At 51.7% G+C, this 11,424-nt stretch carries 17 protein-coding genes; 3 read left to right on the forward strand and 14 right to left on the reverse strand.

The window, feature by feature from the left end:
• The first annotated feature begins 84 nt into the window (after window positions 1-84).
• Window positions 85-699 carry a hypothetical protein gene (locus ACOQH0_RS17245; RefSeq protein ID WP_200521266.1) on the forward strand — a complete coding sequence of 205 codons (615 nt, stop codon included), beginning with the start codon at window positions 85-87 and terminating at the stop codon, window positions 697-699.
• Here the strand turns inward: ACOQH0_RS17245 and ACOQH0_RS17250 are convergent.
• The 11 genes from ACOQH0_RS17250 to ACOQH0_RS17300 form a co-directional block, all read right to left on the reverse strand.
• On the reverse strand, window positions 696-1,142 hold the full coding sequence (locus tag ACOQH0_RS17250; protein WP_200521268.1) for a phage virion morphogenesis protein: 447 nt from the start codon (window positions 1,140-1,142) through the stop codon (window positions 696-698). The two genes, ACOQH0_RS17245 and ACOQH0_RS17250, sit on opposite strands and share 4 nt — an antisense overlap.
• Window positions 1,135-1,566 carry a phage tail protein gene (locus ACOQH0_RS17255; protein ID WP_421510875.1) on the reverse strand — a complete coding sequence of 144 codons (432 nt, stop codon included), beginning with the start codon at window positions 1,564-1,566 and terminating at the stop codon, window positions 1,135-1,137. The genes ACOQH0_RS17250 and ACOQH0_RS17255 overlap by 8 nt, the downstream gene beginning before the upstream one ends.
• Window positions 1,529-1,777 carry an Rz1-like lysis system protein LysC gene (gene lysC / locus ACOQH0_RS17260; RefSeq protein ID WP_227743268.1) on the reverse strand — a complete coding sequence of 83 codons (249 nt, stop codon included), beginning with the start codon at window positions 1,775-1,777 and terminating at the stop codon, window positions 1,529-1,531. The genes ACOQH0_RS17255 and lysC overlap by 38 nt, the downstream gene beginning before the upstream one ends.
• Window positions 1,662-2,090, reverse strand: a complete 429-nt coding sequence (gene lysB / locus ACOQH0_RS17265) for an Rz-like lysis system protein LysB (protein ID WP_421510876.1) — start codon at window positions 2,088-2,090, stop codon at window positions 1,662-1,664. The genes lysC and lysB overlap by 116 nt, the downstream gene beginning before the upstream one ends.
• Window positions 2,087-2,602 (reverse strand): lysozyme, encoded by a 516-nt coding sequence (locus tag ACOQH0_RS17270; RefSeq protein ID WP_421510877.1) that lies wholly within the window; start codon window positions 2,600-2,602, stop codon window positions 2,087-2,089. The genes lysB and ACOQH0_RS17270 overlap by 4 nt, the downstream gene beginning before the upstream one ends.
• The gene (locus ACOQH0_RS17275; protein WP_063843689.1) at window positions 2,583-2,798 is read right to left on the reverse strand and encodes a hypothetical protein; all 216 of its coding nucleotides are present in this window, start codon (window positions 2,796-2,798) and stop codon (window positions 2,583-2,585) included. Before ACOQH0_RS17275 ends, ACOQH0_RS17270 begins: the two co-directional genes overlap by 20 nt.
• Window positions 2,799-2,801: 3 nt before the next feature.
• The gene (locus ACOQH0_RS17280; RefSeq protein ID WP_000868184.1) at window positions 2,802-3,005 is read right to left on the reverse strand and encodes a tail protein X; all 204 of its coding nucleotides are present in this window, start codon (window positions 3,003-3,005) and stop codon (window positions 2,802-2,804) included.
• A complete protein-coding gene (locus ACOQH0_RS17285; protein WP_395478114.1) occupies window positions 3,005-3,472 on the reverse strand; it encodes a head completion/stabilization protein in 468 nt (155 codons plus the stop codon). The genes ACOQH0_RS17280 and ACOQH0_RS17285 overlap by 1 nt, the downstream gene beginning before the upstream one ends.
• 98 nt (window positions 3,473-3,570) lie before the next feature.
• Window positions 3,571-4,221, reverse strand: coding sequence for a phage terminase small subunit (gpM, locus tag ACOQH0_RS17290; protein WP_110108670.1), 651 nt, complete (start codon window positions 4,219-4,221; stop codon window positions 3,571-3,573).
• Between the two features lie 3 nt (window positions 4,222-4,224).
• Complete coding sequence (locus ACOQH0_RS17295; RefSeq protein WP_421510878.1) at window positions 4,225-5,319, reverse strand: phage major capsid protein, P2 family; 1,095 nt, start codon at window positions 5,317-5,319, stop codon at window positions 4,225-4,227.
• A 16-nt stretch (window positions 5,320-5,335) separates the two neighbouring features.
• The gene (locus tag ACOQH0_RS17300; RefSeq protein WP_421510879.1) at window positions 5,336-6,169 is read right to left on the reverse strand and encodes a GPO family capsid scaffolding protein; all 834 of its coding nucleotides are present in this window, start codon (window positions 6,167-6,169) and stop codon (window positions 5,336-5,338) included.
• Between the two features lie 142 nt (window positions 6,170-6,311).
• Between ACOQH0_RS17300 and ACOQH0_RS17305 the strand changes: the two genes are divergently transcribed.
• Together ACOQH0_RS17305 and ACOQH0_RS17310 are read left to right on the forward strand one after the other, a co-directional pair.
• Window positions 6,312-8,078, forward strand: coding sequence for a terminase ATPase subunit family protein (locus ACOQH0_RS17305; RefSeq protein ID WP_421510880.1), 1,767 nt, complete (start codon window positions 6,312-6,314; stop codon window positions 8,076-8,078).
• Window positions 8,078-9,106: a phage portal protein gene (locus ACOQH0_RS17310; RefSeq protein WP_421510881.1), complete on the forward strand. Its 1,029-nt coding sequence runs from the start codon at window positions 8,078-8,080 to the stop codon at window positions 9,104-9,106. Before ACOQH0_RS17305 ends, ACOQH0_RS17310 begins: the two co-directional genes overlap by 1 nt.
• A gap of 31 nt (window positions 9,107-9,137) precedes the next feature.
• Here ACOQH0_RS17310 and ACOQH0_RS17315 read toward each other — a convergent pair whose 3' ends face one another.
• From ACOQH0_RS17315 to ACOQH0_RS17325, 3 genes are all read right to left on the reverse strand, one after another.
• Window positions 9,138-10,502: a hypothetical protein gene (locus ACOQH0_RS17315; protein ID WP_421510882.1), complete on the reverse strand. Its 1,365-nt coding sequence runs from the start codon at window positions 10,500-10,502 to the stop codon at window positions 9,138-9,140.
• A gap of 256 nt (window positions 10,503-10,758) precedes the next feature.
• A complete protein-coding gene (locus ACOQH0_RS17320; protein ID WP_127353323.1) occupies window positions 10,759-11,025 on the reverse strand; it encodes a hypothetical protein in 267 nt (88 codons plus the stop codon).
• Window positions 11,026-11,210: 185 nt separating this feature from the next.
• The gene (locus ACOQH0_RS17325) at window positions 11,211-11,372 is read right to left on the reverse strand and encodes a hypothetical protein (protein WP_045143141.1); all 162 of its coding nucleotides are present in this window, start codon (window positions 11,370-11,372) and stop codon (window positions 11,211-11,213) included.
• Between the last annotated feature and the right edge of the window lie 52 nt (window positions 11,373-11,424).

The raw sequence follows: 11,424 nt of genomic DNA on the forward strand, positions 1-11,424 counted from the left end.
CTGTCAACACATAGGCAGCTTCGATAGATTGCGGACTTGTGCTATAAATGGCACAAAGCTTAATTAAACGAACGAGTAGAGATCATGAATTTAGAACCTGACGAATACAAAAAAGTATTATTCGCTCTAGAATCCAGAACTAAAAAATCAAAAATTGCAACCTACTCCATCATTCTTCTTTCGTTATTTATGGTGGCTTCATTTTTCTCCACCTTTTTGTATTATCACAATCAAGAAAAGAAATCAGGAAGTCTTCAAGACTTGATTACAATCATTGAAAAAACTAATTCCGCGGTCAAATCGTTAAGTGACCTTAATCAAGAAATAACGGATAACAAGTTAGGAGTAAAACGCAGCGATATTACCCCAACAGTTAGCAACAAACCTGCTGAAAGTACTATTAAGGAAGCAATTGCTGTTGCTGCGCCGTACCTCATATTCTTCACTGCAATTATGTTTATCGGTTACACACTTAGACTCTTAATTATTTTCATAAAATACAATATGCAAATGACTAATGATTATGAAAATCAAACAATTTCTTTTTTACTTTCCAAAGGTTCCACTTCTGAGTTCAAAGACCTAATTCAAACCCTTAGAAGTCATAATATAAACTTTGAAAAAACGCCCAACCTCCCTCAAGAAAAACTAATTTATGAGTTAATAGATTTGGCCCGTTCAAACAAAAATAAAAACTAACCAGCCAGCCAGAGCAGCAAAATATCGCGTGTCAGCGTCTCCACCTCATCGTTAACACCCAGCAGGCGGCGTTCTGCGTAACGGACCTCCGGCCCTTTTCGGCTGACGCGATCACGCAGACCATAATGGTGAACACGGGCGATGCGCTGGACTTTCCCATCAAACTGCACGCTGGCAGAGTCCGCAGTGGCTGTGGTTTTCAGGTATTTAGTGGTGCGCAATTTGGCGAACATCTGGCGCTTGATGCGCCCCTTTTTACTTCTGGCCGTCACCCGGCGCGCCTCAAAGGCGGTTCCGTCTGGATTGCGCTGCAGCCTGATGTTTTGCTGTTGCGACCGGCGCAGCTCCTGCGCCAGTTGTCGCATCATACGGTTGCGGGATGCCGGTTCCAGATTCGCCAGCAGGGCCGCCAGCCAGTCATCCACCCTCTGCAGGTCATCCACGTTTCACCGTCCACATTTCTTCGGGTACGTCGGGTTCCGGCACCGCTTCTACGCTCGATACGGTGCCGTCTGTGCTGACAATCACGCGCTCCGTGAGCTGCAGATTGAGGCTGAGATCACACAGATCGTTGCTCAGGATATCGACGTCAAAGGTAAAAAGTTTTTCGTGCAGCTCCGGGTTGTTGATAGCGTCCGGTTGATTGGTCATTAACCAGAGCAGCACGGGTGCCATCACTAAATTCTGGTTGCCGCTAAAATCTTCAATCACCACGTTCAGGGTGTAGCGATATTCCCATGACATTGAACGGGCGCCGGTTGCGACCAGCGAACCGTTATCAATAAAAAGGTGCAGTTTGTCCGGGTTGTCACGGACATACGCCACCGATTTATTCAGGGCGTTGCGTAAGGACTGCGGCTTGTTCACTGTCTCGCTCCTGACACGCAATGATCGTGTCCACTTTGTCGGCACATGCCGCCCAGGCGGCCTCAGTCTCATCCAGCACCTGATTCAGATCCCCATTACTGCGCGGCGCTGACCTGTCCAGGCGGCACTGCGTCACTTTTGGACAACCACTCACGGTAAGCTGCACCTCCGGCGAGGGGCGGGCGGTCCCGCAGCCGGATAATGTCAGCAGGCAAAGGAGTGTCAGCCCAGCGGCGTAAATCCTCGTTTTCACGTTTTAGCTCCTCGATCCGGCGCTGGCGACTCCGCAACAGCGCGGAAGTCTCCTCCGCTGCAGCATAAAGTTGCGTCTGCGCCCGGCTGTTGGTTTCGGTAAGAATGAACAGGCTGATGAGCTGGCTGTTTTTCTTCGTCAGCTCCTGCTTGTTCTTTTTAAGCGCCTCAGCCTGCGTCCCGATGGTGTGACCGGCATTGTTGAGCCGCCATGACTGCCAGCCCAGCAGTGCCAGCACCAGAGCCAGGATCACCGCCAGCGCGCGCTTCATGCCCCTGCCCCTTTAAGACACCAGGCAAGCTCACGGGCGCGCCGGTTTTCCAGCCCTTTATTCCGTTGACCATTTACATAAACCCAGCGGGGGAGTTGGTTGCACGCCTGCCACCATTGCTGGCGATTGATGTAAGAAACCATTGTTGACCGGCAGATTGCCCCCGTTCCGACATTAAAGCCGATACTGATCAGGGCATCGTAAACATTCTGAGGTGGCTTAACCTGCAGGCATGCTTCAATCCTTTTTTCCGTCAGCAACACGTTATTAATCAGCCCCTGCGCGGCCTGTCGCTCCGTTATGGTTTTGCCCGGCACTACCCCGGACGTATTGCCGATCCCGTCAGTCCAGACCCCGGCGCTGCACTGGTATGGCTGCAGGCGGCACCCTTCGAAATCAGCAATCAGCTTCAGCCCCTCGACGGAGGTATGAAGCGACTGAAAGCCCGGCAGCGTGGCGGCAATCGCCAGCACCGCGCCGACCAGGCAACGCTTAACGATTGAAGGACTCATATTCCCCCCTCGATATTCTGCCGTCCCGCAGCAGCTGGTAGGCTTTCCAGCGTAAATAACAGGTCAAAGCTGCAGTAATAATCCCCAGTGCAAGACCGGTAATGGTCGATACATCTTTAAGAGACAAATCGCCGAGCCATGCCAGAAGCAGGGCAACGCAGTAAGTGATAAAGGCGCTGATTCGTTCAAGCGTCATAGTTCAGTCCCATAACTGGACAGTCTGCGCAGTGGTTGACGCCGTAATGTCCGGCAGCTCCACCTGCAGCCCGTGCGGTAAAAAGGGGCCATATTCAGCCAGCCCCGGATTCGCCTGCAGCACCTGTTCAGTGACTCCCTGCGTGCGCCCGTAATGGCGCCAACAGAGTGCGTCCACCGTGTCATACTGATGCGCACGCACTTTCATCAAATCAGCTCCACCGTCATATGCGGCATATCGCGCAGGCGGGACTCTGCCCAGCGCACATCGCGCCACAGCTCGCCTAAGGTTGTTTCGATATCTTCGGCTTTCTTGCTTCCGTCGCCGGTTGCGTCAAAATCGCGATAGCGCTCAACCAGGTTTGCTTTTGCCCAGCAAAACACCGCACGGCGATACAGCATGAGCCGCTGGCTTTCGCCGTCGATCACATCAGCAGGGACGTCGGCCAGGCTCGCATACCCCTGCGCCCGTTGTTTCTCGCGGAACTCATAGAGATCGGCGTTAACTTCAGCAATCGCTGTCAGCAACGCCAGACGCAGGCGTGGATCGGTGACACTCCCATCCATGCGCATATCGCGGCGGAACTCTGAAACCCTGATATCAGGCCAGAAACTGGTGTTTTTAATAACGTCCTGGGTACTTTCCCCGGCCTGTTCCGGCGAAACGAATTGCATATTTCTGGCACTCCCAAATAGTTGGGCGGTGGACGGGGTTTTGACGCGGCATAAAGCCTGTCGCCACCCCGTGCCGCCCCGCGCGTTGGCACGATTCGTTAGCGGCTGTCACTGCGCAATCTGCGCTCCAGCTGCTGCTTTTCTTTTTTCACGCCGCAGCGGGGATCGAGCTGCAGCGCATGGGTAAGGTGATTAAGGGCAGAAGCCGGGTTGCTATCGGTCAGTACCGCGCCGATGGCTTTGTGCAGGCGTGCACGGGACTGGTCCGGCATATCCAGATCGGTAGTCAGGTCCAGCGTCTGCAGGAGCAGATCGGCATCAAAACCGGTTGCGGCCAGCAGCGCGCTTTGTGCGGCATCCGCCATTTCTTCCGCCAGAACGGTCTGCACGTTACGGTTGCCCAGCGGCATCACCCAGCCATGGCGCAGCGCATGACGCCCGATTTCCAGCGCACCGGCATAATCACCGGCGTCGATACGCCACAGCATCACGTACATCAGCACGTCATCCTGCTGCGCACCTCCGGCAGCCAGCACGCCTTCCGCCCAGGCGGCATACTTCGGCAGAAGCTCCACCTTGATTGCCGCCTTTTTCACGGTGGACTGGATACCCTTAAGGCGGCGGCGGTCTTCTGCCAGCTGCAGCAGCATCAGGTCATAGCCGGACGCATGGCGAACACTGCCGCCCTCCCGGGCGGCCTGTTCGGCCTGAATGCGCAGGCGGTGCTGCCGTGCGGGACTCAGGCTCATGCGTTACTCCTCAGTTTCTGTTTCGGCGGGTTCTTCCACAGGCGCAGACTGCACCGCAGCTGGCTCGCTGAAGTCACCGATAGTGATGTTTTCGACCAGGGCCGCGCAGCGATAATCTTCAATCACATACGCTTCGTTGACGGATTCGAAGTTTTCAATCCGGTCACGTTTCGGGTTGTCGATAACAGAACGGCGGCGGGTGTCCTCCTGCCAGTAGATGGACAGGTTATCCAGACGGGTGATCAGCAGGGCATTGGCCGGGAAGAACGGCGCACGCACCGCCTGCAGGCCGCCCATGCGTTTCTGGCTGATAATCAGATCGGCGGCAATTTTCTCGCTGTTTTCCTGCTCTTTGTTAACCAGCGGGAAATACTTGTCAGACAGCAGCTCGCGGCCGCAGATAACAACCAGCTCGTCATCATCCTGGTAAACCACGTCGATCAGCTCGTTAACCGCATCCATCACCACGGCGTCCAGGTTGACATAGTCGCCGCCCTTGCCCACCTTCACCGCGCCTGCCGTGGTGGTGCCGTCCTGGGTGGTACTGCCCATAACGTGGTCCGGCGCGTCTTCGCGGATTTTCTGCAGCCAGCCCTTATTCACGTCCTGCAGCAGTGGGTTTTCAGCGCGGTTAGAGGTTTTAGCACGCTTCACACCGTTAAAGCCGATCATGATGCGGTCCAGCGCCTGACGCTTTATGATGGCGTTACGGATACGCACCTGGAAGTCCTGGAATTTCGCCCACAGGTCCAGCTTTGCGTAGGTCAGCACCGTGTCAAAGTTGGTCTGTTCGCATTTATATTCCACGTCCTCCATCAGCATCGGATCGGTAGGTTCGCGCTCTTTGGTGGTGGTGTCGGTGGTTCCGGCAATGGTGGAGCCAACGCCCAGGCCAAGCAACTGGCCGGACTGTTCCGCAACCGGCGTGATGTTAATCAGCGTCAGGAAAGCGGCGGACTGCTGGATCTGGTCTTCCAGCGTCTGCTGCACGGACGGGTCCACGGTGAACTTGCTGGAAAGCTCTTCCACTTCCACATTGTTCAGGCGCGCCAGCTGCTGCAGGTAGGCGTTAAAGGCAAAGCGGGTATTCTTTTTCATCAGGTTTTATGCTCCATCAGCAATTGGTCAGGGTGCCTGCCGGTGCGTCACCGCCCGGTGCGCGCTGGCGGTAATCTTTACGGCTGTCTTCACGGCTCAGCTGCTGCTGAAGCTCGGCAAAGGCGGCCTGCTGCTCCTGCAGCGAGGATTCAAGCTCAGAAATGCGCGCATCCTGGTCTGACAGAAATTTATCAGTGCGCTCGCTCAGGTTCTGCTGCTCGGTGGCGACCAGCTCAACGGCTTTGTGCACGTCTGAAAAACGCGCATCGTCGGTCTGCTCTTTTTTGGTAAACAGCGCGGATACGCGGGCAAAGAGGGACGGCTTTTCGTCCTGGGTTTCTTCCAGTTCAATCAGCGTTTCTTCAGCGGCGGTAAATAGGTTTTCAGGGCTTAGCTTGCGGTTAGCCAGCGGGTTCTGTTTGGCGGTGGCACTGAAAGCCAGCATCTCGGTGCCCAGGCTCGCCGGATCGTCAGTGGCAGCCAGGCCGACAAGGTAGGCCTTACCGGTGTCAGCAAATTTCGGGCTGACTTCCATAGAGGTGAATTGCTTTTGCCACTGCTTAATCAGACTAATCAGGTCAGGCGACGGGTTAATTTCGGCGTACAGCGCCATTTTCCCTTTTAATGGCCCTTCCGTGATTTCTTCGGCGGTTAAGCCGGTGACATGCCCATAACGCTTAAACGTGCCATCCGGCGAATAGCCTTTAATGTGCTCAAGGTTAATTTGCGCCGTATACACCGCAGGGTTGTAGCTGGCAGCCATTTGTACCAGCCATTCGCGCTGGATTTCGCGCCCGTCGGTGGTGGCACCTTCCACCCCGATGCGGAAACGCTTTGCTTTCACTGTCATGAGCCGTGCTCCGTTAGAAAAAACTTACTGGAGCCTTATGTTTGCGGTGATGGGGAGAGTGAAACAACGCGCGGCGCTTGTACGGTCAGCCACACAAACCGCAGCCGGGGAAAGCCGCCGGGCAAGGCCGTATGTTTGGGCCATGAAGACGACAATGACCCCCGCAGACCTCGATCCCCGTCGGCAGGCCATGCTGCTGTACTTTCAGGGATACCGCATAGCCCGCATTGCAGAAATGCTGGGCGAGAAAGTTGCAACCGTTCACAGCTGGAAGAAACGCGACAAGTGGGGCGAGTATGGGCCGCTGGATCAGATGCAGCTCACCACCGCCTCGCGCTACTGCCAGCTCATTATGAAGGAGCAGAAAGAAGGGAAAGACTTCAAGGAAATTGACCTGCTGGCGCGCCAGTCAGAGCGCCACGCCCGGATCAGTAAATTTAACGATGGCGGCAATGAGGCTGATTTAAATCCGAAGGTTGCCAACCGCAACAAAGGCCCGCGCCGCCAGCCCGAAAAGAATGTTTTCACCGACGAACAGATCGAGAAGCTGCAGGAGGTTTTCCACGGCTCGATGTTCGCCTACCAGCGCCACTGGTACGAGGCAGGCAACCGCCACCGTATCCGCAATCTGCTCAAATCGCGCCAGATCGGAGCGACCTTCTTTTTTGCCCGGGAGGCGCTGATTGACGCCATCACCACCGGCCGCAACCAGATTTTTCTCTCAGCCAGCAAGGCACAGGCGCATGTTTTCAAGCAGTACATCATCGACTTTGCAAAAGAAGTGGATGTAGAGCTGAAAGGCGATCCGATGACGCTCAGCAACAGCGCGTGCCTGTACTTCCTCGGCACCAACGCCCGCACGGCGCAGAGCTATCACGGCAACCTGTACCTGGATGAATATTTCTGGATTCCGAAATTCCAGGAGCTGCGCAAGGTGGCCTCCGGTATGGCCATCCATAAAAAATGGCGGCAGACCTACTTTTCAACCCCGTCCAGCCTAACCCACAGCGCCTATCCATTCTGGTCCGGTGCGCTGTTCAACCGGGGCCGGGCCAAAGCGGACAAGGTGGATATTGACCTGACCCACCGCAATCTGGCACCGGGCCTGCTTTGCCCGGACGGTCAGTACCGCCAGATCGTCACCGTGGAGGATGCGGTGCGCGGCGGCTGTAACCTGTTCGACCTGAACCAGCTGCGCATGGAGTACAGCCCGGACGAATACCAGAACCTGCTGATGTGCGAATTCATTGACGATCTGGCGTCAGTGTTCCCTCTGAGCGAGTTGCAGGCGTGCATGGTGGACAGCTGGGAAGTCTGGTCCGACTTTCAGGCCCTGGCGCTGCGCCCGTTTGGCTGGCGTGAAGTCTGGATCGGCTATGACCCAGCGAAAGGTACACAGAACGGCGACAGCGCCGGATGCGTGGTGGTGGCACCGCCCACGGCGCCGGGCGGCAAGTTCCGCATTCTGGAGCGGCACCAGTGGCGCGGGATGGACTTCCGCGCCCAGGCTGACGCCATTAAAAAGCTGACCCAGCAGTACAACGTGACCTATATCGGCATCGACTCGACCGGCGTTGGCCACGGCGTCTATGAGAACGTGAAAGCGTTCTTCCCGGCGGTCCGGGAGTTTGTTTACAACCCCAACGTCAAAAACGCCCTGGTGCTAAAGGCATACGACATTATCAGCCACCGGCGCCTGGAGTTTGACGCCGGGCACACCGACATTGCTCAGTCTTTCATGGCAATCCGCCGCGCCACTACCGCCAGCGGTAACCGCCCCACCTACGAAGCAAGCCGGAGCGAAGAAGCCAGCCATGCAGACCTGGCCTGGGCAACGATGCACGCACTATTTAACGAACCGCTGCAGGGCGAAGCCGCCAATACCAGCAATATTGTGGAGATTTTTTGATGGGTAAGAGGAATAAAAACCGCGCTGCAGCTAAACAGAGCGTTCAAAAGAGCAGCGGCGTATCTGCAGAAGCATTTAGCTTTGGCGACCCGATCCCGGTACTGGACCGCCGGGAACTGCTGGATTATGTGGAGTGCGTGCAGATGGACCGCTGGTATGAACCGCCGGTGAGTTTTGACGGGCTGGCCCGCACCTACCGAGCCGCCGTGCATCACAGCTCACCAATCGCGGTGAAGCGCAACATTCTGACCAGCACCTTTATTCCGCATCCGCTGCTGAGCCAGCAGGCGTTTAGCCGCTTCGTACAAGACTATCTGGTGTTTGGTAATGCCTATCTGGAGAAGCGCACCAACCGCCTCGGCGGCATCCTGTCGCTGGAACCGTCGCTGGCGAAGTACACCCGACGCGGCGTGGATCTGGATACCTACTGGTTTGTGCAGCACGGCATGACTACGCGGCCATATGAGTTCACCAGAGGAAGCATCTTCCATCTGATGGAGCCGGATTTAAATCAAGAGATTTACGGGTTGCCGGAATATTTGTCTGCCATCCCTTCGGCCCTACTGAATGAGTCCGCCACTCTGTTCCGACGCAAGTATTACATTAACGGTAGTCATGCAGGCTTTATCATGTATATGACCGATGCCGCGCAGAATCAGGATGACGTAAACAATATCCGCAACGCAATGAAAAGTGCCAAAGGCCCTGGCAATTTTCGTAATCTGTTTATGTACTCCCCCAACGGTAAAAAGGACGGGATTCAGATTATTCCGCTTTCAGAGGTTGCGGCGAAGGATGAATTTCTGAATATCAAGAACGTGAGCCGAGATGACATGATGGCGGCACACCGCGTTCCACCACAGATGATGGGGATTATGCCCAACAATGTTGGCGGATTTGGGGATGTGGAAAAGGCCAGTAAAGTATTTGTCAGGAATGAATTAATGCCTTTACAAAAAAGGATTTTAGAGATTAATAATTGGCTGAATGCAGAAATAATTGCCTTTACGGATTATAACTTAGATTAATAAAAGGGGCTGAAGCCCCTTTTATTACACTTCAATCTTCCGCTGTATTTTCTGCAGGTTTAACAACCTCGTCTTTTACCACATTTTTCCTTTTAACTAGGCCTGCTTTTTCAAGAATTGCATCCATTTTATCACCTCCATCATCTACGATTTTCTTAAAATTATCTGATGATAATATTTCCATAATCGGTGACGAATGTGTTTTTTCTTCCACAAATCTTAAAGGCGGCTCTTCGAGGCGTGACAACGCATTTCCAAATAATCGCTGCGAGAAATCCGAATCAAGCTGAACAGCCTCTCTACGATAACCCTCATAAGCTTTCGAAACAGAAGCTTTGAATTCATAATCTTCAGCAAGTCTAAAGCGCTGGCCAATTTGCTTAGTTGATAGCCATGCAAACCAAAGTGGCGCACCGACACTTAAGAAAGATAAAATAAGTTGGATAGCTAATTTAACACCTGAGGAATCCGGATTAGATAAATAAGTTTCAAGCGCATTAAGTCGTAAATATCCTACGCCAGCACCTGCAACTAAAGCTGCAATCAAGCCACCGACCCAATAGCGTATACTCAAGTTAAGTTTTTCCGCCTTATCTTGAAACGCTCCAGCCAAGCCTTTTGAAGTAGTAGTTCTAAAGGCTTCCTCACATTTGTCAATGTATGTTTGAGCTTCATCTTTAAGTTTACCTAAATACTCCTTAACTTCTGATATTGCATCCTGACTTAACTTCGCTGCAGTATCTTTAAGCTCCTCGATCTCTTTAGCTCCATCTTGAGCAAACTTTAATTTTTTTTCAATTTCAGAGTAATCCGAAGAGGATGTCCCCTTTAAAAGTGCGATCTCTTGGTTAGTGTCGCGAAGCATTTTTAAAGTGGTTGGTAGATTTTCAGCTGCATCATAAGCTTCATTTATAGTTTTTATTTTCCCTTCAATGCTGCCGCTTTTCTCCTCAATTGTAGCTAATCCGGAATTGTACAACTCCAGCCTTGATATTATTTTCTTCGGTAATAAATCCTTATCTTTAAGAGCAGCAAATGAGAATAACTCATTGACTTCATTGCTGATATACAGCATAGACAACAGATATGAATAAATTGCTGTTTGAGAAACTGAAGAATTACTATGGGCAATATGCTCTATGTTTGGCTGTGCCCTTTCCAAGTCGTAGATGAGCGAATCAATTACATTCACGTCGTCTTCCGATGGTTCATACTTCCCCATTCGAGATATCTTTTCAGAAAGCATTTTGGGGAAATAAACTAAGTCTGCTGAATGCAAAAATGGAAATGTATAAGCACCTAGATCAATTAAATCGTCACGCTGAAAACTTAAACCTTCGAGTGCTGTATGCAAATTATCTAACTTATCTTTTAGCTCATTAAGTTTTGGGTTCATTTCACAACCTATAAGTATAGTTCTTATTAAGACAAAAGTTAAACTAAAACACTACCATACACCATTCTTCCGAATAGCACTATATCTTAGCCGAGCGCGCACTCGTAGCCCCGCCACGCCTGGCCGCTTTGTGTAACAGTTTTCATGCGCCTGCATGCACTAAGTAAAGGCCCACCAATACTGGTGGGCCGGGTCATTTGCGATCATTAAACGATCATGCGGATTCATGCAGCATAGCCATGCATCCTTCTTACTGTTACTTTGCAGCAGTAAAGGTAATCTTTCCATCTAAGAATTTCGTAAGCTCGGTCCGTAGAATTGGCTTCTTACCAGGATACGCAGCTATATTCTGCATTATTACATCTCTGTTTTTATCACTGGTTGTGCTGTTGTGGTCTTTAAGATATTTGTCAACAAAATAGCCAACCTCCCATTCTTCTGTGGTTGAAACATAAATACGATCGAGATGTCCCCGATAATGTTTATTGTCCTCATGTTTCCAATCACTTTTTTGTAATGCCATTTCCAGAGCACCTTGTGTAAGTTGATAATGAAGGCAACCATAAAAAACCATGCTGCGAAAAAAATCGTTGCCTTTGTAACCAAATTACATTTTTGCTTTTCACAAAAATGTGATGAGCACAGTAAAATCATAAAAATCAATAGATTATTTTATATGCAATATATCTTGACCTACATCAGTCAGTTTCACTCATAAGCATGAATTTTCATCATTAACTCATCAGTCAATTCAGATACCCACTGGATCGCTAAACGTTTTTCTTCGTCACTGCACTCGCTTGCCGCTACTAACTTAATGAAAAAATCAATGCGCTGAAGTTTCAATGACTCCGAAAGATAATCCTGCATTTTCCCTCCTATTACGGCCACTTAAACAACATAACTGTATGTATATACACTG

The sequence above is a fragment of the Enterobacter sp. JS8-1 genome, assembly GCF_049187015.1.
In the GTDB taxonomy this organism is placed as follows: domain Bacteria; phylum Pseudomonadota; class Gammaproteobacteria; order Enterobacterales; family Enterobacteriaceae; genus Enterobacter; species Enterobacter mori.

What these genes read in the sequence shown, in the direction of transcription:
- ACOQH0_RS17245 (WP_200521266.1), top strand. Translation starts at nt 85, where the DNA reads ATGAATTTAGAACCTGACGAATACAAAAAAGTATTATTCGCTCTAGAA.
- lysB (WP_421510876.1), bottom strand. Translation starts at nt 2,090, where the DNA reads ATGAAGCGCGCGCTGGCGGTGATCCTGGCTCTGGTGCTGGCACTGCTG.
- ACOQH0_RS17270 (WP_421510877.1), bottom strand. Translation starts at nt 2,602, where the DNA reads ATGAGTCCTTCAATCGTTAAGCGTTGCCTGGTCGGCGCGGTGCTGGCG.
- ACOQH0_RS17275 (WP_063843689.1), bottom strand. Translation starts at nt 2,798, where the DNA reads ATGACGCTTGAACGAATCAGCGCCTTTATCACTTACTGCGTTGCCCTG.
- ACOQH0_RS17280 (WP_000868184.1), bottom strand. Translation starts at nt 3,005, where the DNA reads ATGAAAGTGCGTGCGCATCAGTATGACACGGTGGACGCACTCTGTTGG.
- ACOQH0_RS17285 (WP_395478114.1), bottom strand. Translation starts at nt 3,472, where the DNA reads ATGCAATTCGTTTCGCCGGAACAGGCCGGGGAAAGTACCCAGGACGTT.
- gpM (WP_110108670.1), bottom strand. Translation starts at nt 4,221, where the DNA reads ATGAGCCTGAGTCCCGCACGGCAGCACCGCCTGCGCATTCAGGCCGAA.
- ACOQH0_RS17295 (WP_421510878.1), bottom strand. Translation starts at nt 5,319, where the DNA reads ATGAAAAAGAATACCCGCTTTGCCTTTAACGCCTACCTGCAGCAGCTG.
- ACOQH0_RS17300 (WP_421510879.1), bottom strand. Translation starts at nt 6,169, where the DNA reads ATGACAGTGAAAGCAAAGCGTTTCCGCATCGGGGTGGAAGGTGCCACC.
- ACOQH0_RS17305 (WP_421510880.1), top strand. Translation starts at nt 6,312, where the DNA reads ATGAAGACGACAATGACCCCCGCAGACCTCGATCCCCGTCGGCAGGCC.
- ACOQH0_RS17310 (WP_421510881.1), top strand. Translation starts at nt 8,078, where the DNA reads ATGGGTAAGAGGAATAAAAACCGCGCTGCAGCTAAACAGAGCGTTCAA.
- ACOQH0_RS17315 (WP_421510882.1), bottom strand. Translation starts at nt 10,502, where the DNA reads ATGAACCCAAAACTTAATGAGCTAAAAGATAAGTTAGATAATTTGCAT.
- ACOQH0_RS17320 (WP_127353323.1), bottom strand. Translation starts at nt 11,025, where the DNA reads ATGGCATTACAAAAAAGTGATTGGAAACATGAGGACAATAAACATTAT.
- ACOQH0_RS17325 (WP_045143141.1), bottom strand. Translation starts at nt 11,372, where the DNA reads ATGCAGGATTATCTTTCGGAGTCATTGAAACTTCAGCGCATTGATTTT.